The sequence below is a fragment of the Methylobacterium sp. R2-1 genome (genome assembly GCF_014191355.1).
In the GTDB taxonomy this organism is placed as follows: Bacteria; Pseudomonadota; Alphaproteobacteria; order Rhizobiales; family Beijerinckiaceae; genus Methylobacterium.
In genome coordinates, this window is sequence record NZ_JACHWM010000027.1 from 17,164 (window position 1) to 38,175 (window position 21,012).

Sequence of the window (21,012 nt, forward strand, 5' to 3'; positions counted from 1 at the left end):
TGAGCTTGGCTATAAAGTCGACTGCGCTACCTCGTCCCGATGGATCGAGATCGCCCACAATCCGACCTGATCGAGGTAGCCCGCGCAGAGCGGGAACGTTTGCGGCAGGTGGAGCGATGGGCAAACAAGGTCCTGGAGCGCGTCTCCGGGCGGGAGTCCGTCGCGGGCGGTTCCGATCCCACTTCACCCGTGGCGGGCTCTTGATCGACTCGACCGATGCGGTCGGCGTCATCGTCCGGGGCCAGAATGGCGCCGAGACTCGAGTCCGGGTCGCCAAGACCTCGATCAAGCACTCGGAGCCCGGTCCCCTGAAGGCTGGCGACAGCGTCTACAAGACCGTGGCGAAGAAGCGGGTCGAGGGTGTTGTGGAGCATCGCTCCGGAAGCATGGCTTGGGTCCGCTTTGGCGATACCCATGCGGTCGGGGCCGTCGAGGCCCTGACCCGCTCCTGACGCGTCTACCGCCTTGACGGCGCGGGGATGCTTTGGCAAATCCCCGGAGCCGAGCATCTTCAGTTTGGTCACCCTTAGCGGGGTGTCGCCCCTTATGGGGCGCGGATTGAACAGCATTTGACATGCACCGTGCATGGGGTGGTCCCATGCGCGATTCTTCAATCTTGCCTGAGAGGGCACCCGCTATGCAGACTTACGATCTCCGGCGTTCCAGCAAATCGCGCCTCAAGTTCCACGGCGAGATCATCGCCGAGGACTCGACCCCCGAAGTCTCCGGTCGGTACACCAAGTACACGATCTATCGGACCGCCAACGGTCTGGTTGTCGCGATCATGGACGTGACGCTCTGGGAGAACGAACGCAACTCCTATGCGGCCGAGTTCGTCGCCGACATCACGGATGCGCGCCAGTACCTCGAAACCCATGGTGGTGCGAAATCCGGCCGGGGTTTGAGCGCGGTCGAGGACGATTTGCTCGACGAGGCCGAGCAGGCCCTGGATCAACTCCTGGCGGCCTGAGAGGGGGAGGGGCGTTAGCGCCCCTCGCCACCCCCGCTGTGCCCAGGCATGGGCGGCCGATCGCTTTAACCCCGACGTTGAGAACCCGTTCTGCCGACGCTCATGAGGTTGAGGCTTCTTTTCTGGAACGGCGAACAGAAAGCCGCGTGGCGGTCCAACCATCACGAAGATAGTGACTCATGAGACGCGCCTTCTGTATGTACCGGTAATCGGGATTGCCGCCCGACACATCACCTTAGCCGTCATTTCAAGCACTATCGCGCCGTTGCGGCGCAGAAGGTTTTCTACGTGTCGTACTTCATTTTCCAGCTTGGGCAACTGTCGCCCCAGGAGCAGGCTGATATTCGCCGCGCAACCTCCATCACGTTTGAGCCTCAGAACGACTGGGGCAGTGGGCCGTATGCTGCCTCGATCGAAGAGGCGCATGACTTCGGACAGTTCTATTTCCATCTCGGCTTCAATAATCAGCCCAATCGCCGAAACTTCTTCGTGGCGGCTGCCTTCGCTGAGGCGATCTCGACGTTGAGCATCCTTCGCGGGCTGAACCCGAAAGCCAAGCTTTTCCTCTCGTGCGAGGAAGGCGAAGCCGAGATCACTGGACCCGAGGTTTGTCGCGGCATTATCAACGCCCGCGCTTCGCTGGACGACCCCGCCGGCTCGGACTTCGATTGGTCGGATCTTGCTGAGGCTGTTGCTGCCTGCGACCGCCAAGGGGGCGTCATCAGCTTGAGGGTCGATGACAGGGAAACCTTCGAGGAGATCGAGAGCTACCTTCTCGGCCTGTCCGGGCACACCTTCGAATTGCCGGCTGATCTCACGGCGGCCGTCATCCCCGACCCAATGGTGCCTGAGACGATCATCCCGGATGATCTCAACTATGACATCCTCCTGAACCGGCGGCGCCAGCGTGTTCGGATCGGCGACCGCCCTGCCATCACCATGAACCCCGACGAGTTCGTCTCGTGGTGCCGACAGCACGGAGTCAAACTGCACGTGCAGTGCCCGATGTACTACATTCCTGAGTTCAGAAGCGAAGAGGCGCACGAAGCTTTTCGCCGTCGCTGGATGGAGGGCTGATCCGATGGCTTCCCAGACTGAGGCGATCTCGCCCTACGCCGCGATGACCGAGGCCGACGAGTACACGATCCGCATGGATCGGCGCCGGCGGCAGATCACCATCGGCGACTATCCGAGCTTTGGCACCGATCTCTGCGAGTTCGTGATGTGGTGCCACTGGCATGGCATCCGGCTCATCGCGCTCTGCCCGAAGCGCTACCGGCCCGAATTTCCAAGTGACGGTGCGCGAGAGACTTTCCGGTTGCAGTGGGGAATGGGAGCCAGCCGTTGAGCGAGCCAATCAAATCTACAACCAAGGGTCGCATTTATCCTCGCCATCGAGCCGACATTGATAACGCGAGGTTCGCCGGCATCGTGATGAAACTCCGGTAAGATCAGGAGCTTCCCCGCCGGCCATCAACAGATCGGACAGCGGGGCGAGCTGAGGTCTGCACCAGATTGGAAGCGTGATTGGTGTACTGCCACAATCTAGCGGTGTTCCGTCAGTAACCCTTTTGGCGGCTCAGCTTCGCTGTGCGAACCTCGCTAGGTGCCGATCACGAAACTGCAACTCGCCGCCCTGCTCGCCAGCGCGCATCATGTGCCAGAGCGCGAACGCGTCGTGGCGTTCATTCGCGATCCGGTCACTCAGCTCATCGACAACCCGTTCTCGGCCACCCGAGCCGCTGTCGCGTGCAATACATGGGCCGGTAGAGGCTTCGATCTTCGCGTCATGGGTGCGGAAGCCGTTGGGATTACAGATCTGCTGAGCGCACGCCCCCTTTGGCGGGCAGGTTGTCGCTGTCGAGGGCGGCTCGCGACAGGTCGAGCGCATCGCGTCCTGAAGCTGCACCAGCGTCACGCGATGCTGGACAGCCAGACACCGGCGGCGTGCCACACGCCCAGCAGCCGCCGCCAACCCGTCTTGCCGCCGCAGCCCAGCTCGGAACGCGGCAGGTGCTTCCACTGCATACCCGTGTGCAGAACCAGGATGATGTCAGCCAGAGCCGCCCGGTCCGTTGCCCAGTTTCAGCCTTACACAACGAAACGCAGCCTTCCATCCAATGCCTACCGCAGTAGCATGCATAAAAAATAAGCAGCGCGCAGCGCGATCTCTGACGACGAAACGAGTTCCTCGTGGTGCCGGATGACCTCTGCCTCGATATTTTTTCGCGCTGCCGATTTCTCATGATGCTCATTGACTGAGCAAAAAGCCGCTCTGATGTCTCAAATTACAGCATCAGATAAACTTGACGTCCGTTCAACGTTGGTGGAGCTTCGAACACGGAAGCAATGGGGCTTCCTTCCGGGACGAAAGGTTCTGGGAGGAAGTCCCTTTTTTTTGGCGATCCATGTCGTTGTTAGCGGACCGAACAAGACCTCTGCTTGTTGGCGCTTTGTACTCGCAAAGCGGACCGACAGCGTATCTTGAACGCACACAGTTGAACGCTACCCGTCTGGCTATCGAAGAAATTAACGCTGCTGGCGGAGTAGCTGGAAGAGAAGTTATTTTATCGACAAGTGACGCTGCTTCCGATCCTTTGCGGTTTTCTGCTATTGCCGAAAAAATGTTGGACGATGAGGGTGCAGATCTCCTAATCGGCTGCTACATGACAAATGCACGTCAAGCAGTGGTTCCGGTTGTTGAACGACGCGGAGCGCTGCTAAGTTATGCGGCCTGTTATGAAGGATTTGAATACTCTGCAAATGTAATATACGGTGGAGCTGTTCCGAACCAGCACATCCTTATGCTTGCTAGATATTTGATGAAGGAGCCGGATAAGCGCTTTTATCTCGTCGGAACCCGCTACACCTTTCCTATCGAGTCTAATCGTGTGCTCCTTACCCTCATCGCAGAAGGACGAGGTTACACTCTCGCCGAGCGATACATTCCTCTTGTTGCCTCGCGACGAGAAATCGATCAGATTGTCCAAGATATTAAGCAAAAAAAGCCCGATGTAGTGTTCTGCACTGTCGTCGGAGAGGCGGCTGCTATTTTTTATGAGCTTTGTGCAGAAGCAGGTCTTACAGATCATATCACCTTTGCCAGCCTGACCATAACAGAAGCCGAAGTTGCTTCGATGCCGCCCCAAATAGCGGACGGGCACCTTACGGCGGCGACATATTTCCAGTCAGTAGATACGCCCGAAAACCGGCGGTTTGTTCGTGCTTATCAAGCTCGTTTCGGACTGCACGAGCGGCTGAACGCTATGGCGGAAACCGCTTATGCTGTCACCCATCTTACTCTCAGTGCCATAGAGCGTGCAGGCTCTGCTGCTACTGAAGCAATCCGGTCAGAACTGGCGCACGCGAGCTATAAAGCTCCTCAGGGAGAGGTGCGGCTCGATCCGGAGAACAGCCATCTCTATCTCTGGCCTCGGATAGGCCGGGTCGGAAGTGACGGGCAGTTCCGTATCATCGCTGAGGCTTCCTCGTCGGTGAAACCAGATCCATATCTCGTCAATCACACGTTGGAGGATTGGACCAACACCTTACCACCCAACAACCTTCTGCTTGCATCGGGTTTGTAACTCCGATGTTGAAGGCGATTCGCGAGATCAGATCCAATCGGGTAGTGGTTTACCACCCTAAAGATCGAGAGCGAGACGAACTCATCGCCCATATCCGGCGCATCGGGTGCGAAGTAGAGGCGATATGGCCGCCGAGGGAAAGCATAAAGGAAGATGCCGATGTCATATTCATGCTCTTTCGTGAGGATGGTTGTACGCAGAGTCTGCTGAAAGCGCTGGCTGAACGTGACTGTCAGGCAACGCTGATCGCCATGGTCGAATTTGAAAGTCCAAAGGTCATGGAGGCGGTAGTGCGCGCTGGCGTTGCATCTATCGTCACCAAGCCCATCCGAGCATTTGGTCTGTTGACCAGTCTCGTTCTAGCTCGAACAATCACAGCAAGAGAAAAAAACTTGCTTGACAGAGTTAGGAAGCTGGAAGATAAGTTAGATGGCCTTAGGAGATTAGAAAAAGCGAAAGCTATACTTATCTCTCGGAAGGGTGTTTCTGAGCAACAAGCATACGACTCCATTCGAATGCGCGCAATGTCGGCGCGTGTATCTATAGACGTTGTCTGTTCTTCGATCATCGGAGCGGACGAGTTAAACGGTCTCTAAATCGTAGTAGGAAATACTGCGTTTAAGGTCGTAACATATTTGTCTAGCAGCGCCGAAGGTCGTCGCTCCTGGGCTTGGCTGTGAGAGCCGTCACCAGCGTAATTGCTGGTGGCGGCTTTTTGTTTTCTGGCCGCCTCGTTTGGCGCGATGCGGTTTCTGAACAAAGGGAAGTAGAGATGTCACAGGGCAGTGCGGTTGAAGATCGCCGGGTGCGAGTCGCCTGCGATGTCGGTGGTACGTTCACAGACATCTGTGTGTTGAGCGAAGCCACTGGTCGCATGCATGTCGCGAAAGTTCCAACTACCCCTGATCCGATCGACGGCGTCCTCGCGGGGATCGAAGCAGGCGGTGTCAATCTCAACGATTTGCTTCTTTTCAAGCATGGAACAACCCTCGCCACGAACGCTCTAATTACGCGGCGGTTCCCGCCGGCAGTAATGGTCACAACGAAAGGCTTCCGGGACACAATCGAGATCCGCCGAGGTAACCGGGACGACTTGTGGGATACCTACAAGGAGATGGCAAAGCCTTATATCCGCCGCCGTGATCGACTGGTAGTTACTGAGCGGACCGACTACTCAGGCAAGATTGTCACTCCGCTTGATGAAGCCGAAGCCCTAGAGCTCGCGCGCATCATCAAAAAGCGTGGTGTGAAAACCATCGCAGTCTGCTTTGCCAACGCCTTCATCAACCCAGCGAACGAACAACGGATGCGCGACATCCTTGCTGCCGAGCTGCCTGAGGCGGTGATCTCGACCTCAAGCGATATCATGCCTGAAATCTTCGAGCATGAGCGGTTCTCGACCACCGTCGCCAATGCCGTTCTCGCACCCGTGGTAGGCAACTACGCCAGCCGCCTCGAGAGCCGGATGAAGGCCGGTGGATACAAAGAGGATGTCCTCCTGCTGCATTCCGGCGGCGGTGTCATGACTGCCAAAATGTCCGAGCGCTATGCGGCTCGGCTATCCGCCTCCGGCATCGCCGCCGGCGCCATTGCAAGCCGTTTCGTTGCCGAGCAGGCCGGGTTCAAAAATTCCATCGGTCTCGACATGGGTGGCACTTCGACCGACGTGTCGCTCTGTGACAACGGCGAGATCAACGTGACCAAGGAGTGGTTCGTTGAGTATGGCTACCCGATCTGCTTCCCGAGCATCGAGGTGCTGACCATTGGCGCTGGCGGAGGCTCACTCGCCTGGCTTGATGCAGCTAACTCGCTGCGCAATGGGCCGCAGTCGGCCGGATCTACGCCGGGACCAGCCTGCTACGGCCGCGGGGGTGAAAGCCCAACAAACTGTGATGCAAACGTCGTTCTCGGGCGGCTTTCTGATCGGCTGGCTGGCGGCAAGGTCGGGCTCGACAAGGCGCTTGCGACAAAGGCGGTCAAAACCGGCGTTGCCGACAAGCTTGGCATGTCCGTTGAGGATGCGGCCATCGCTATCCTGAAGGTCGCGAATGCCAACATGGCCGACGCCGTTCGCTTGCTGTCCATCCGGCGCGGCTATGATCCCCGCGACTTCGCTTTGGTGGCTTTCGGCGGTGCTGGTCCGCTGCACGGCGCCGCTCTCGCTAAGGATCTGTCGATCCCGGTCGTGCTCATCCCGCCAAATCCCGGTGTGACTTCAGCACTGGGCTGCCTGCTGGTCGACATCCAACACGACATCTCGCGTATGTATCTTGCCAAGGCAGACGACGTAAATATTCAGGACTTGGAACACACGTTCAAAGAACTCGAAGTTGAGGGCCGCGAGCGGCTCGTGACTGAAGGAGTTGCACCTGAAAACATGGTATTTCAGCGCAAGATAGATATGCGCTATCATGGTCAATGGCGAGCCCTGTCAATCAACATCTCCTCGCCCGTCCAGTCTCTAGCTGAGTCTATTGCCTACTTCCATGAGGAGCATGGCCGTGAGCACAACTACTCGCGGCCCGGTGCGCCAGTCGAAATCTATCGGGTTAGCGTCATAGCGACCGGCGTTACATCCAAAGCCAAATTCGCAGATTTCGATCCAGTCGACGCCGAGGCTAAGCCGGTGGGCACCCGCCGCGTTCGCTTTGACGAGTTGCCGGAAGCTATCGACGCGCCGGTTTACGATCGTGCTGAGCTTCAGTCTGGCATGGCGGTCACCGGTCCTGCCATGATCGATCAACTCGACTCCACCGTCATTGTACCGCCTGGCGTAACCGCGGAAGTCGATCGCTCCCTCACGCTCGTGATGCGTATCCCGCAGGCCTGAGCACAGTCGGCTCATCCAGCCTCATATCGCGGTGAAACCTACAAAAGGAACACTCACAATGTCATCTGCCGAAACAGATCACGGACTCGATCCAGTCACATTCGAAGTCCTAAAAAACGCTTACGTTAACATCGTCGATCAGATGGCGGAACAGATCTTCCGCACCTGCTACTCATTCGTGATCTGGTCACGCGACTTCTCCTCGGCGCTTTGCGACGTCAACGGAGACACCATCATGCAGGGATCCGGCGACATCGCAGCCCATGTCGGAACCCTTCACTACACTGCAAAGGCCGTCATCAAGGCGTTCAAAGGCGACATTCACCCTGGCGACGTGTTTGTGGTGAACGACGTTTACCAGGGAGGAACTCACTTCAACGATACCCGCATTGTGCGTCCAATGTTCTACAAGGACGAGCTGCTTGGCTTTTCCCAAGCTAACGGACACTGGGCCGACGTTGGCGGTGCTACACCCGGTTCCTTCAACGTCAACGCACTAGACCATATGGCAGAGGGCCTTCGCATCACGCCGGTTCGCGTGTGGAGCAAGGGTCAGCAACTTAAAGACGTGTGCAATCTTATTGCTTCCAATACTCGAGCACCTGCTGACATCATCGGTGACATGGAGGCTCAAGCAGAAGCCACGAAGGTTGCCGAGCAGGAAATCTGCCGTCTTGTTGAAAAGTATGGTCTGGACGTCATTAAAACCTCTTTCACAGCGGTGCAGGATTACGTTGAGACGCTCACCCGCCAGCGAGTTGCCGCGCTGCCGGACGGAGTCTGGGAGACGGAAGACTACATCGACCTCGATCCGGGCGTCGGTGAGGGGCTCATCCCGATCCGGGTGCGCATGACGATCAAGGGTGACACGGTCCATTACGACCTGTCGAAATCGCACCCCACGAGCATTCGATGCTTCCTCAACGCCTGCTATGGGGGTTCGTTCGCGGCCATCGTCGCGGGCACCAAGATGCAGTTCCCCGAGATCCCGTTGAACTCTGGTTTCTACCGGGTAGTAACCGTCGACCTTGGTCCTGAAGGCTCCGTGGTCAACGCATCCTGGCCGACACCAGTCGCAGGTTTCTGCTCGGGACCTTTCGAAAAGATTATGAACTCTATCTTTGAGCTCTGGGCTGAAGTTTTGCCAGAGCGAGCCATGGCATGTACCTTCAATCTCGACTACCTACTGATTGGCGGCTTAGATAAGCGGGGCGGCTCTGATAGCCAGAAGTACTTTATGTGGTACGACTGGATGGTTGGCGGTTGGGGAGCCCGTAACGGTCGCGACGGATGGGCGGCGACTGGTCCGGTGTTCGGCGTACAACTTGGGACTCAGCCGTTTGAGGGACAAGAGCGGCTAGCCCCCGTCCTCACTACCGCCCATGAGCTTCGGGTCGACTCGGGAGGTCCTGGCGAGTCGCGAGGCGGCATGGGTGTCGACAAGGGTGTCATCCTCACTCAGGTCGACAGGACCGTCGTGTCCTACTGCTGCGACCGCGAGCGGTCGATCACCTGGGGCCTGTGGGGCGGTTTGCCTTCGATCCCTCACGGTGTCTGGGTGAACGAGGGCATGGAGAACGAGCGCTATCTTGGCTCTATGTTCTCGAATGAGCCCTTGGAGGCAGGCGACCTCGTCAGTCGTCCCTCTGCCGGCGGCGGTGGTCTCGGTGATCCTCTCGAGCGGGATCCTGACATGGTCTGCGAGGATGTCGCGGACGGCTACGTCTCACTCCACCGCGCCGCTATCGACTACGGCGTCATCGTAAAAACTATCGATGCCGATCTCGCTCAGTATGCAGTTGACCGCGAGGCAACCCTAGCGAAGCGGTCCTTCATTCGGGCCAATCGCGCCAAGTGGCTTGACGAGGACCCGAAGGCGATCGCCGCCAAATACAAGACGGGTGAGCTCACAATGATGGATCTCATTCGACAATACGGCGTGATTGTGAATTGGGGTAGCGGCGAGCTGCTCGAAAAGACGACCGAACAGTTCCGCGCCATGCTGAAGCGCCGCTCCACGCCTTACTGGAGCAAGCGTATCCAGGCAGGCTCTAGCGCTAACGTGACACTTAAGATCGCCTAAAGGTGCCCATAGGCAAGCGGCCGGAGCAATCACCACTCTGGCTGCTTGCCGCCCCAATATCAGGAAACACCCAGCACGCGCTCCAGCGCCTCAAGTCAATACGCCGCTCTTCGATTGTCAGGTGCACCGGAAGACGAACATGACCACATTCAACCGTCGATCCGTTCTGAGGGCCGCCGCTGCCGGAGCAGCGTTTGGAGCTGCACCAGCGTACCTACGCAGTGCAGCTGCCGCCGACATCATCCAGGTGGCGGGCATTCACGATGCTTCAGGAGGCATCGATATCTACGGTCGGCCGATGATCAACTGCCTGACGCTCGCGGTGGAGGAGTTGAATGCGAAGGGTGGAGTCTTAGGACGGCAAATTGCCCTTAAGAACTACGATCCTCAGTCCAACATGCAGCTCTACACCCAGTATGCGACGGAGGCGGCAACCCGTCAGAAGGCAGCCGTAGTTTTTGGAGGAATTATCTCCGCGTCACGTGAGGCCATGCGACCAGCACTCAGGCGCTACCACGTCCCCTACTTCTACAGTTTGCTTTACGAAGGTGGCGTGTGCGACCGCAACGTTTTTTGCATGGGATCAACGCCGGCTCAGACGCTGCAGAAGTTCGTCCCCTTCGCGATGAAGCGTTTTAACGCGAAAAAGATCTATGTGCTGGCTGCCGACTACAACTACGGGCAGATCACGGCCAAATGGATCAAGAAGTTCGCCTCTGAAAACGGTGGCGACGTAGCGCAAGCGGACTTCTTCCCACTTGATGTCAATGATTTCGGACCAACAATCCGCAAAATACAATCTACCAAACCAGACCTTATCATGTCGGTTCTTGTCGGTGCTGCACACAATTCGTTTTATCGCCAGTGGGTCGCATCAGGGATGAAAGATAAAATCCCGATGGCATCGACTACTTTCGGCATTGGAAACGAGCAATCTCTGACAACTCCAGACGAACACAACGGTATTATTGTGTCATACGCCTATTTAGATGGCATCAAGACACCAGAGAACATTGATTTTATTAAGAGATATAAGTCTCGGTTTGGAGAGAAGGCTGACGCTGTCACGGAGGGGGCAGCGATGACCTATCATGCTGTTAACCTATGGGCAAACGCTGTAAAAGAGGCCGGATCTATTGAGTCATCCAAAGTGATTGCTACGCTTGAGAACGGGCTTTCTCTGACAGGACCAGCGGGCAAAACCACCATTGACGCTGCGACTCATCACGACGTCCTAGATGTTTACATCGCTGAAGTGCGTGGCGGCGCCTACCACGTGCTCGAAAGTCACCAGCAGCAGAGGCCAGCGGACACTGCTGCCGTTTGCGACCTCCAGAAGAACCCCAACGAAACTAAGCAGTTCGTCATCGACGTCAAAGTCTAGCGAAACTGGCTGGACGTTTTTGGCGCAACCGTTGCCGGGTGATGACCATAAAACTGAGGTGTTGGGATGGACTATGCCCTTATCGTGCTGCTTCAGGTGATAGCCACGGTCGCAAATCTGGCCATGATCAGCGCAGGACTCGCCGTTATCTTCGGGATGATGCGTATTATCAATATGGCGCACGGTGAATTCCTGATGGTCGGCGGATACACTGCGCTTGTTTCACATCAGGCAGGGCTCAACCTTTGGGTCGCGATCTTTTTAGTTGCTCCTATTGTTGTCGGCTTGATTGGCGCGGTCGTCGAGCGGCTCGTCATCCGCCGCCTGTACGGCCGCATGATCGACACGATGCTAGCGACCTGGGGGGTAAGCTTGGCGCTTGTCGGGCTGATAACGATTGCGTTTGGTAATACGGTTGCGGGAATTTCGCCGCCGCTCGGCAGTGTCGAAATCGGCGCCTATGCGATCGGCTGTTACGAGCTGTTTGTCGGCGGAGTCACAGCCATACTGTTTTTGGCGGGCTGGCTTGTTTTGGCCCGGACGCAACTGGGTCTGATCGCACGTGCGGCGATGCAGAACCGGGAAATGGCAGCCGCTCTGGGCGTGGATCCGGCCAAAGTCTATGCAACGACTTTTGTCCTTGGTGCGGCTATTAGTGGGCTGGCAGGCGCATTGATCGCCCCTATTACTGGCGTTGTTCCGTCAATTGGTGCAACGTACATCGCCAAAGCATTTATAACTGTTATTTCCGGCGGAACCTCTATTCTTGCTGGAACTCTTAGCGCTGCGGGTTTGCTTGGCGCGGTAAACTCGATGTTCTCTTTCCTGATGACTCCTGTGCTGGGTGAGGTAGCGTTGCTCGCCTGCGCGGTCGTGCTGCTACGCTTGCTGCCTCAGGGCATTACGGGCCGATATTTCCGGAGAGCACTGTGACTGGTTCGCTGCGTTCCGCCCTTGGCTACGTCGCTGTTGCAGCGGCTGCATACTACGCCCTTGTCGTCGTCCCGCGTGACGGAGATATCGCCGTCATGATCAACGGATCGATTTATGCGGGCTATGCAATACTGGCACTGTCTCTAGCTTTGATTTGGGGGTTCGGGGGCATTTTGTCATTCGGGCAGGCGTCGTTTTTCGGGCTCGCAGGATATGTCTATGCTATCGCCGGCATAAACCTCGGCGATACGGCGGTGGCGCTCTTCCTGGCTGTGGCCGCTTCGGCAGCCTTCGCCGCTATCCTTGGCTATTTCATGTTCTGGGGACGACTTTCTGACGTCTATCTTGGCGTAATAACTCTAACTGTGTCGCTTATACTGTTTCGTTTCTTCAATCAGACGGCTGGGGAGGAGTGGACAATCGGCGCTGCTCCTCTCGGCGGTTTCAACGGAATTCCGTCAACGCCGATCTTGACCCCGATCGGCCATCCGGATCAGCCATTGTCACCGGAAAATATCTACATCCTCTCAGTTATGGCGCTAGCGTTTTGCTATCTGCTTTGCCGGTTTGTTATCGCGACAAGGTTCGGCCGGGCAGTGGTTGCAATCCGCGAAAACCCAGTTCGCGCAGAACTGCTCGGCTACGATACTCGGCTGTACAAGTTGGGTGTCTTCGTAATCGGCGGTGCAATCGCTGGTCTCGGAGGAGTGGTTTTTGCGAACTCGGTTTTCGTAAGCCCGACCATGTTCAATCTGCAAACCAATGGGCAGGTCATCATCTGGGTAATCGTAGGCGGCTTAGGCACGCTGGCGGGCCCTGTCCTTGGCTGCTTCGCAATGCTGGCACTCTCAACCTGGCTCGGATCTCTTAATGGCGTCGCATCCGGCTGGACGGATCCTAACCTTGTTATGGGTGCAGTTCTGACTGTCTGCGTTGTCACTCTGCGTCAGGGGCTGCTCCCTACGGTCGTTGCCGCTGGGGAACGCCTCATAGCGACGCTCTTGAGGCGCATCAGGATACAGAAGTTTGGCCAACCTCATGCTGTGGATGAGCCCCTATGAGCGCGACACCTCCGCTCCTCGAAGCACGCGGGCTCGTCATGCGCTTCGGCGGCGTAACCGCTGTTGGCGGTGTCAGCATGTCCATTGGTGAAGGCGAGCTTCGCTGCCTTATCGGCCCAAACGGAGCCGGCAAGAGTACGTTCTTCAAGATGCTGTCTGGACAACTCCTTCCTACAGCAGGCGAAGTGCTCCTGCGGGGTCGGAGCATTGCTGGCTTGCATGCAGCCAGCATCGCGCGCCTGGGTGTCGGTGTAAAAACCCAGACGCCTAGCGTGTTTGACGGTTTGAGTGTTCTGGAAAGCGTTCGTATTGCGACGAACGCGATCTTACCACCCAACCTCGCTCGACGCCGGGCAGATGAAGCTCTCGAGCGCATGCAGATCGGCCATCTTGCCAAAGCAGTAGTTGGCAGTCTTGCTCATGGTCAGCGGCAGCTCGTAGAACTTTCTATGGTTGTGTCTCAGGCGCCCGATCTAATCTTACTCGACGAACCTGCGGCTGGCATGACAGGTCGTGAAGTTGAGCGGCTTGGCGACCTTATCATAGACCTCGTTCGCACCTGCTCCGTGATCGTTGTCGAACATGACATGGAGTTCATCCGGCGCATCGCGCGAACCGTCACAGTCTTCAATCGCGGTGTAGTCCTTGCGGAAGGGCCGGCGGCAGAGGTGATGTCTGATGCCCGTGTGCGGGACGTCTATCTTGGCAAGGAGGCGGCATGACCATTCTGAGTGTCAACGAATTAGCCGCAGGCTACGGCCAGATCCGCGTTCTGCATAACGTGTCGTTTGGCATCAAAGAAGCTGAAATACTTGGCATCCTTGGTCACAATGGCATGGGAAAAAGCACACTGCTCAAAACAATCAGTGGAGCCATACGCCCTACGGCCGGGTCTATCTCCTTTAATGGCATCGATATTGCGAAAGCACCAGCGCATGTGCGTGCCCGCCATCGTCTAGGGTATGTTCCGCAAGGACGGCAGATCTTTCCTGGTTTGACGGTAAGGGAGAACATGACATTTGCAGCACGCGCATCTGGCACTCCTTTGGGGATCGTCGACGAGATGATCGAGAGGTTTCCTAGACTTCAATCGATTTTGGGTCGAGCGGGCGGTGTACTGTCCGGCGGCGAGCAGCAGATTCTTGCCTTGGCGCGTTGTCTCTGTGCGCGACCGGTCCTCATCTTATTGGACGAACCAACAGAAGGGATCCAGCCGTCGATCCGAGATGAGATCGTCGAAACCCTGATCAGACTGCGAAACGAGTTGCAATTATCAATTCTTCTGGTTGAGCAGAACTTAAAGTTCATGACGGACCTCGCTGACCGCATCCTCCACATGGAGAAGGGTCGCTTGGACCACGCCGCTACGCCACCAACAGCAGCCTGAAGCTTTAGCGCCTGGGGAAATCTGGCGCTCGCATCAATGCGTGAGCACTAAACAATCGCCGCAACTGCGCTGCGGCGAGCGGGATTGCTTGCGCCCAACCGCCTAGAACATGGGCTGAAAACGGAGTCAGGCAATGAAAGTTGGAGCAATCTGTCAACGTGTCGTAGTAGGTGCCTCGCTTGCGTTATCTCTGATCATCACGAAAGCTGAGGCCGGTGGCACATCGGCGCCAGGGTTTACGTCAGGCATTCCAGTTTGGGCCGTGGCACCAGAAGGTCTATATTATTTAAATCAAACTTATTCCGGCTTTCATGATGTTAATAACTTAAGTATTCGCTCCAACTACAATGTATTCTTTTTCTTCTGGCAAACTGGCGCAAAATTTCTCGGTGCTGACGTCGGTGCGGTTGTTGCACCGACCGTTGCAGACGTGTCAGTACAAGGCAGTCCGAACGAGTTCAGTCTGTTCAATACATATTTGGCGACTCAGTTAAGCTGGACGGTTGCGAAAGACTTCTATGTTGGATATCGCCTTAGCGGGTACATTCCTCAGGGTGACAAGCTTTCTCTACGGTATGGCACTATCGAACACCGGTTCGGCGCATCCTACGTCGGCGATGGTTGGAACCTCACGGGCAACTTCATGTTCGGTACACCTGTGGACGTCACGCGGTCGGATTTAGCGCCCAATTATATGCTTGCTGATCTCACTGCTACGAAAAGGTTCGGTAACTTTGAGTTTGGATCGGTTGCTCACTTTTCCTCTGATCTTGATCGACCGATTCCCTCCTATGGTAAGCAGTCACAGTTCGCAGTTGGCGGGCTTATCGGGTACGATTTTGGACCTGTTTATGCGAATGTGAAAGTTACTCGAGACATATATTCTGAGAACCGTGGATTCAGGGACACTATTGTCTGGACTAATATCAGCTTTCCGCTGTGGGTCGCGCCACCAGCTGCCGCTCTGATTACGAAATAAATCAGTCACATCATCCTTCGCCTCGAAGGAATGGTCCAACGCTGCGTGTTCAAGCATGACCCGCAGCAAAGCCGATCGGCTTACGTGTCGGTCGGTGCCTCATAAGTGATGCCGCTGTCTGCGGCGAGTGCGCGAGGACTGCGGCTTATGGATATCGGTGCCGCCCCGGCGCGGGGTATACCCATTCGAGCTACAGTGGATGCTTGTCCAAGCACTATGGAGGGCTTGCAGCGGTCTATTAGTTGGACAGGCGCGTTCTGGGTTGCTAGCGGCGTCCCTGCATTGGTCCTGTTTTCCATCGGTGGCATCGCTGGCAATACCGGCAGGCTAGCGTTCTTCGTTTGGATTGCATCCATGCTTATGGGTTTTATCCAGTCCTTCACTTACGCTGAGCTTGCCGGTCTATTTCCGAATAAGTCTGGCGGTGCATCTGTTTACGGGGCGGCGGCCTGGGTGCGTTACGCCAAGCTCGTTGCCCCACTGTCTGTGTGGTGCAACTGGGTCGCTTGGACACCAGTGCTTTCTCTCGGGTGCTCGATCGCGGCCTCCTATATCCTCAACGCCCTCGCACCCGTGCCCTCGGCGACATCGCCGGCGGTGACCAACTGGCTTGCCGCCGGCGGGTCCAGCCTACCGGGGTCGGGGGCTGACAAGACGGCCGCGGCCGTAGCTGCCCTCACGCCCGCCATCCGCAGCTGGACGCTGTTCCAGACCACCCTTGGACCGGTCTCGCTCTCCCTCAACGCCGCCTTCTTCATTGGTGCCGCCCTGATGCTTGCGGTGTTCGCGGTCCAGCATCGCGGCATCCTTGGCACGGTCAACGTGCAGAAGTGGATCGGCCTGCTCGTCATCGTGCCGATGTTCATCGTCGGCGTCGTGCCGCTCTTCGTCCACGGCGTGAACTGGGCGAACTTCTCGCCGCTCGTTCCGCTGGCTGCGCCGAACGCCCCGGAGCTGGGCGCCTGGGACAGCGCGGGCGTGACGCTCCTGCTTGGTGGCCTCTTCATCGCGGCGTGGTCCACCTACGCCTTCGAGACGGCGATCTGCTACACGAGCGAATTCCGCAATCCGGCCAAAGATACCTTCAAGGCGATCTTCTTTTCCGGCCTGCTATGTCTGGCGCTGTTCACGCTGGTGCCGTTCACCTTCCAGAGCACGCTCGGTCTCGAAGGGATGCTCGATCCCGCCATCGTCGACGGCTCGGGCGTTGCCGCCGCGCTCGCCCGCATGGTCGACGGCGGTCCGATCGTCGAGAGCGCCCTCGTCATGCTGATGATCATGGCGCTAATCCTCTCGATCATGACCGCCATGGCCGGCTCCTCGCGCACCCTCTACCAGGGTTCGGTCGACGGCTGGCTGCCGCGCTACCTCAGCCACGTCAACGAGCACGGCGCGCCGACCGCGGCGATGTGGACCGATCTCGGCTTCAACCTCGTCATTCTCGCCATCGCCTGCGCCGACGCCACGGGCTTCTTTTTCATCCTGGCGATTTCGAACTGCGGCTACATGCTGTTCAACTTCCTCAACCTGCACTCGGCCTGGATTCACCGCATCGACTCGCCCCAGGCGCCTCGCTCATATCGGGCTCCGACGATCGTGCTGGTGCTCGGCGGCGCCTTCGCCTTCGTTAATCTGATCTTTCTCGGGGCAGGCGCGAAGGTCTGGAACCCCTACGCGCTGTGGGCCGGCCTAATCACGGCGGGGATGATCATCCCGATCTTCTGCTTCCGCCATTACATCCAGGATAGTGGCAAGTTCCCGAGCGAGATGTTTGAGGATCTCCACGTCGGCACCGAGCGTGGCATGGCGCAGCGCAGGGCTGGGGTGCTCCCCTACCTGACGCTCGCTGCCGGCGCCGCAGTGGTGCTCGCCGCCAACTGGTTCTTTACGCTCTGATCGCCCGCAACGCTGATCTTCAAGACGGGCGCCGCGCACCGGCGGCACCCGCCAGAACAACCGGCAGCACAGGAAACGCCCCATGAGCTACAAGGACCATCCGCGTCAATCTGCACTGAACGACCGCCACCTCGCGCTGGGCTCGAAGCTCGACGCGGAATGGAACGGGATGCCGATCCCGCAGACCTATTCCACCGACCCCTACGAGGAGACGACCATCGTCCGCTCGCGGGCCGGGCTGTTCGACGTGACGGGCCTGCGCATCATCGACGTCACTGGCTCCGACGCTGAGACGATGCTCAATGCGATGCTGACGAGCGACGTCTCGATGTTGAAACCCGGCGAGTCGGCAATCAGCAACATCGTTGACGACGAGGGCTCGCTGATCGACGACGTGCTCGTTTACCGTGACGGTCCGCAGGCCTTCCGCCTCTCCCACGGCGGCGGCCATCTGGAGGAGGCGCTGCCGCTCTTCACGGAGGGGCACGACGTCACCATCGCCAAGGACGACGACGTCCACATCCTCTCGCTCCAGGGCCCGCTCGCTCTCGACATCCTCAAGCCCCACACCCCCCTCGACCTTGCGGGTCTGAAATACTTCCGCCACGCCCGCACCACGCTGTTCGGCTTCGACGTGTCGCTTGCCCGCGGCGGCTATTCGGCCGAGCGCGGCTACGAGGTGTTCTGCGGCGCCAAGGACGCGGTCGCCATCTGGGACGCGATCATGGAGGCGGGCAAGCCCTTTGGCATCTGCGCCGCCTCCTGGGCCTGCCTCGACATCGTCCGCGTCGAGGGGGCGCTCCTGTTCTTCCCCTTTGACATGCCGAAGCCCGACACCACTCCCTGGGAGATCGGAGCCGACTGGACGGTCGATTTGGACAAGCCCGACTTCCGCGGCAAGGCCGCCCTCCAGGCCAAGAAGGGCAAGGAGCGATTCCGACAGGTCGGCCTGGAGATCCTGACCGACCAGGTGGTGGCGCCGGGCGCCAGGATCTTCCACGGCGGCCGCGAGATCGGCACGGTCAACAGCACGACCTACAGCCGTCACCTGATGAAATCGATCGGGCTGGCCCACGTCCCGCCGAATCTCGCCGCTCTGGGTACGGAAGTCGAGGTTGAGACCGACGGGGGCCGCCTCGTCGCCAACGTCGTGCGCACGCCCTTCTACGATCCGATGCGTCTGCGGACCCATCCGGTCGAGGAACGCACGGCCTGAGCCGTGCCCGCCGAAGGAACAGAGGCATGATCGATCAGGGCATCAAGAGCCGCCCGCAATACGAGCCGCTCCGGCTCGATCCGACGGGCAAGCGCCATCTCCTGCTCGTGGCCGAACCGGACCACCGGCCAGAGGGGTTCGAAACTAAGGCGCCGACGATCGAGACCTGGATCGTCGTCCCGCGCGACGCGGAAGGGGCCGCGGGCATCCCGCTGCCCGGAGAGGACGGCCCGCGCCGGTTCCGATCGCTGCGGCAGATGCTCGACTGCCTCGGCCCACGGCTGGCGCAGGAGCGGATGGGTCTGCGTCTCTACGCGACCGGGCGCGAGGATTTCCTCTGGGACGTCGACGGCATCGCCCGCCGCGCCGGCATGGGCAAGGGCGAGGTGCAACTCTCACATGCCGGCTCGCTCGCCCGCAGGGTCTACTGCGTCCATTGCCGGACCTACAACGAGGGCGTCACCATGACGATCGCACGCTGCGAGGGCTGCGGCGCGCACTTGTTCGTGCGCGACCACTTCTCGCGCCGCCTGTCCGCCTTCATGGGCGTGAAGGTCGATGCCGAGGTGCCTGGAGACGTTCCCTCTGCCGAGCAGGCGTACTTATGATCATCACAGGCAACCTGTCGGCGCGCGTGACCGGCATCGATCAAATCAGCCCGACTCTGAAGCGTTTCCGGTTCGAGCCTGACGGTGCGGGTGAATTCCCGACTGCCGCCCCCGGAGCGCATGTGCTGGTCACCCTGCGCGGCCCCGAGCGCGTTTGGAAGAACGCCTATTCCCTCGTGACCTCGCCGGACGAGCGCGACCACTACGCGATTGTCGTCCGGCGCGTTGAGCAGTCGCGGGGCGGCTCGCACTTCATCCATGACGTCCTGCGCAAAGGAGACCAGGTCGAACTCAGCGCGCCCGCGAGCCTGTTCCCGATCGCCTCGCTCGCCCGCAAGCACATCCTGATTGGCGGCGGCATCGGCATCACACCGTTCCTGTCCTACTTGCCTGTGCTGCGGGCGCGCGGCACGGCTTTCGAACTCCACCAGTTCTGCGCCGAGGGCGACGTCGAAGCGTTTCGTGGGTTGCTCGGCGCCGACGATCCGCGCGTCCACGTGCACGGCTCGCGGGAACACTCATCCATCGAACTGATGCTCGCCGACCAGCCGCTCGGTACGCATGTCTATACCTGCGGGCCCGACGGGCTGATGCGCGCCGTCGCCGAGACGGCCGAGCGTTACGGCTGGCCCGCTAATGCCGTCCATCAGGAGAGTTTTGCCGGCGCGTCCGGCGGAAGGCCTTTCACCGTGCACCTCGCCCGGTCCGATCAGACGATCCATGTTGGGGAGTCGCAGACGCTGCTCGAAGCTCTGGAAGGGGCCGGCATCGAGGCGCCGTGCCTGTGCCGGGGCGGCGCTTGCGGCGTCTGCCTGCTGCCGGTGCTCGACGGCGAACCCGAGCATCGGGACCACGTCCTCTCCGAGCAGGAGAGGGCCGAGGGGAAGATCATCGCAACGTGTCTGTCGCGGGCGAAAACCGACCGCCTGACCCTGGATTACTGAGGAGACCCGGATGGGCATCCCATTTAAGACCGACGAGACGTTTCGCGGGGATTTCACATACCGGAACAGCGACGCGGGCGTGCTGCGGTTTCCGTTTCCCTTTGGGGAGGACTCCTACATGTACTCGGTCAACATCGAGCCGCACGTGAGGGGCGGGCCGAGCTCGGTCTTCGAGCATTCCTTCGACGTGGACGAGCATTACGTCGCCGAGTGTCGCGAGCGGGCGCTGGTGCTCCAGAACGATCCCAAGCGCTGCCAAGTGCTGCCGCACATGATGCCGGCGCAGTGGGACACGCTCGAACTCATCATGGAGAGTCTCGCGGCCGACTACCCCGAGCATTTCAGCTTAACTCGGGACGGTGCAAACTGGCACTGGGTCAACCGCCCCTTGAACATTGACCAGAAGTTCGTCTTCGGCGATGGCGCCACGCTGCCCTGCGAGCCATTCGAGTACATTACCCGGCAGGCGCAGGGCGACTTTACCCTCCAAGACCAACGGGACGACAACCTATACGTCGACGGCGGCATGGTCACCACGCAGGCTGACTGGTCGCTCGAATTCAATATTGGTATGAGCTTCCACGAGTGGCATGGGCCCGTGCCAGTGGCGCACAACATTGGTATCTTCGATCGTGCGCTGCAATATCTGCTGCGTCTGCAATATGGGCGCCCAGTCCGACGCCTGAACTGGACGATGACCATCAACCCACGGCTCGACACCTCGCCGGAGAATTATCCAGACTGGGGCCCAGACCGGACGACCGTCACAGCAGAGAATGTCGCGCAGAAGGTACACCTTCGTGTCGAATTACAAACCCTTTTCCGGTTGCCTCGTTCGAATGCTATACTGTTCGGTATCCGCTGTTATCTTATCAGTCTACAAGACATCGAGCGTGTCGAGAAATGGCGCAAGCGCTTTCATCGGGTGGTCAGAACGCTGCCGCAGGAGTTAGCCGAATACAAGGGTGTGATGCGCTACCGCGATGCCATCCTGAACCACCTTGCTCCCAAGGACGACGGGGTAACTTTGTCGCTCGGCAGCCAGCCTGATCAGAGCGAACTACCAGCATAAATTACGGTCAGTAGCGACTGTGCCTTCAAGTTGCCTCCTTGGAAGTATGCTCCTTAATGTAA

19 protein-coding genes and 1 pseudogene are annotated in these 21,012 nt (G+C 58.6%); 19 read left to right on the top strand and 1 reads right to left on the bottom strand.

The genetic code is table 11. The features are described 5' to 3' along the window. The first annotated feature begins 200 nt into the window (after nt 1-200). From FHU13_RS26150 to FHU13_RS26165, 4 genes are all read left to right on the top strand, one after another. Nucleotides 201-452 (top strand): hypothetical protein, encoded by a 252-nt coding sequence (locus FHU13_RS26150; RefSeq protein ID WP_183438750.1) that lies wholly within the window; start codon nt 201-203, stop codon nt 450-452. Between the two features lie 185 nt (nt 453-637). Next, on the top strand, nt 638-970 hold the full coding sequence (locus tag FHU13_RS26155) for a hypothetical protein (RefSeq protein ID WP_183438751.1): 333 nt from the start codon (nt 638-640) through the stop codon (nt 968-970). 288 nt (nt 971-1,258) lie between these two features. After that, nucleotides 1,259-2,047 carry a hypothetical protein gene (locus tag FHU13_RS26160; RefSeq protein ID WP_183438752.1) on the top strand — a complete coding sequence of 263 codons (789 nt, stop codon included), beginning with the start codon at nt 1,259-1,261 and terminating at the stop codon, nt 2,045-2,047. A gap of 4 nt (nt 2,048-2,051) precedes the next feature. Then, the gene (locus FHU13_RS26165; RefSeq protein ID WP_183438753.1) at nt 2,052-2,318 is read left to right on the top strand and encodes a hypothetical protein; all 267 of its coding nucleotides are present in this window, start codon (nt 2,052-2,054) and stop codon (nt 2,316-2,318) included. Between the two features lie 490 nt (nt 2,319-2,808). Here FHU13_RS26165 and FHU13_RS26170 read toward each other — a convergent pair. Continuing rightward, nucleotides 2,809-3,049, bottom strand: a pseudogene (locus FHU13_RS26170) (IS5/IS1182 family transposase); the annotation flags it as partial. A gap of 329 nt (nt 3,050-3,378) precedes the next feature. Between FHU13_RS26170 and FHU13_RS26175 the strand changes: the two are divergent. The 15 genes from FHU13_RS26175 (at nt 3,379) to FHU13_RS26245 (ending at nt 20,950) form a co-directional block, all read left to right on the top strand. Then, nucleotides 3,379-4,557: a transporter substrate-binding domain-containing protein gene (locus tag FHU13_RS26175; protein ID WP_183438754.1), complete on the top strand. Its 1,179-nt coding sequence runs from the start codon at nt 3,379-3,381 to the stop codon at nt 4,555-4,557. A gap of 5 nt (nt 4,558-4,562) precedes the next feature. Then, the gene (locus FHU13_RS26180) at nt 4,563-5,153 is read left to right on the top strand and encodes an ANTAR domain-containing response regulator (protein ID WP_183438755.1); all 591 of its coding nucleotides are present in this window, start codon (nt 4,563-4,565) and stop codon (nt 5,151-5,153) included. Nucleotides 5,154-5,233: 80 nt separating this feature from the next. Next, entirely contained in the window at nt 5,234-7,387 is a 2,154-nt protein-coding gene (locus tag FHU13_RS26185) for a hydantoinase/oxoprolinase family protein (RefSeq protein ID WP_312889654.1), read from the top strand. A gap of 58 nt (nt 7,388-7,445) precedes the next feature. Next, nucleotides 7,446-9,470 carry a hydantoinase B/oxoprolinase family protein gene (locus FHU13_RS26190; protein ID WP_183438757.1) on the top strand — a complete coding sequence of 675 codons (2,025 nt, stop codon included), beginning with the start codon at nt 7,446-7,448 and terminating at the stop codon, nt 9,468-9,470. 139 nt (nt 9,471-9,609) lie between these two features. After that, a complete protein-coding gene (locus FHU13_RS26195) occupies nt 9,610-10,854 on the top strand; it encodes an ABC transporter substrate-binding protein (protein WP_183438758.1) in 1,245 nt (414 codons plus the stop codon). Nucleotides 10,855-10,920: 66 nt separating this feature from the next. After that, nucleotides 10,921-11,787: a branched-chain amino acid ABC transporter permease gene (locus tag FHU13_RS26200; protein ID WP_183438759.1), complete on the top strand. Its 867-nt coding sequence runs from the start codon at nt 10,921-10,923 to the stop codon at nt 11,785-11,787. Further along, entirely contained in the window at nt 11,784-12,848 is a 1,065-nt protein-coding gene (locus tag FHU13_RS26205) for a branched-chain amino acid ABC transporter permease (RefSeq protein ID WP_312889655.1), read from the top strand. Before FHU13_RS26200 ends, FHU13_RS26205 begins: the two co-directional genes overlap by 4 nt. Continuing rightward, entirely contained in the window at nt 12,845-13,570 is a 726-nt protein-coding gene (locus tag FHU13_RS26210) for an ABC transporter ATP-binding protein (RefSeq protein ID WP_183438760.1), read from the top strand. The genes FHU13_RS26205 and FHU13_RS26210 overlap by 4 nt, the downstream gene beginning before the upstream one ends. Then, entirely contained in the window at nt 13,567-14,235 is a 669-nt protein-coding gene (locus FHU13_RS26215) for an ABC transporter ATP-binding protein (RefSeq protein ID WP_183438761.1), read from the top strand. The genes FHU13_RS26210 and FHU13_RS26215 overlap by 4 nt, the downstream gene beginning before the upstream one ends. Nucleotides 14,236-14,368: 133 nt before the next feature. Continuing rightward, nucleotides 14,369-15,214: a transporter gene (locus FHU13_RS26220; protein ID WP_183438762.1), complete on the top strand. Its 846-nt coding sequence runs from the start codon at nt 14,369-14,371 to the stop codon at nt 15,212-15,214. A gap of 216 nt (nt 15,215-15,430) precedes the next feature. Then, the gene (locus FHU13_RS26225; RefSeq protein WP_183438763.1) at nt 15,431-17,110 is read left to right on the top strand and encodes an APC family permease; all 1,680 of its coding nucleotides are present in this window, start codon (nt 15,431-15,433) and stop codon (nt 17,108-17,110) included. A gap of 82 nt (nt 17,111-17,192) precedes the next feature. Then, nucleotides 17,193-18,326 (top strand): aminomethyltransferase family protein, encoded by a 1,134-nt coding sequence (locus tag FHU13_RS26230; protein WP_183438764.1) that lies wholly within the window; start codon nt 17,193-17,195, stop codon nt 18,324-18,326. A 26-nt stretch (nt 18,327-18,352) separates the two neighbouring features. Then, the gene (locus FHU13_RS26235) at nt 18,353-18,934 is read left to right on the top strand and encodes a dimethylamine monooxygenase subunit DmmA family protein (RefSeq protein ID WP_183438765.1); all 582 of its coding nucleotides are present in this window, start codon (nt 18,353-18,355) and stop codon (nt 18,932-18,934) included. Beyond that, the gene (locus FHU13_RS26240; protein ID WP_183438766.1) at nt 18,931-19,878 is read left to right on the top strand and encodes a PDR/VanB family oxidoreductase; all 948 of its coding nucleotides are present in this window, start codon (nt 18,931-18,933) and stop codon (nt 19,876-19,878) included. The genes FHU13_RS26235 and FHU13_RS26240 overlap by 4 nt, the downstream gene beginning before the upstream one ends. Nucleotides 19,879-19,888: 10 nt before the next feature. After that, nucleotides 19,889-20,950, top strand: a complete 1,062-nt coding sequence (locus FHU13_RS26245) for a DUF3445 domain-containing protein (RefSeq protein ID WP_183438767.1) — start codon at nt 19,889-19,891, stop codon at nt 20,948-20,950. Nucleotides 20,951-21,012: the final 62 nt, after the last annotated feature.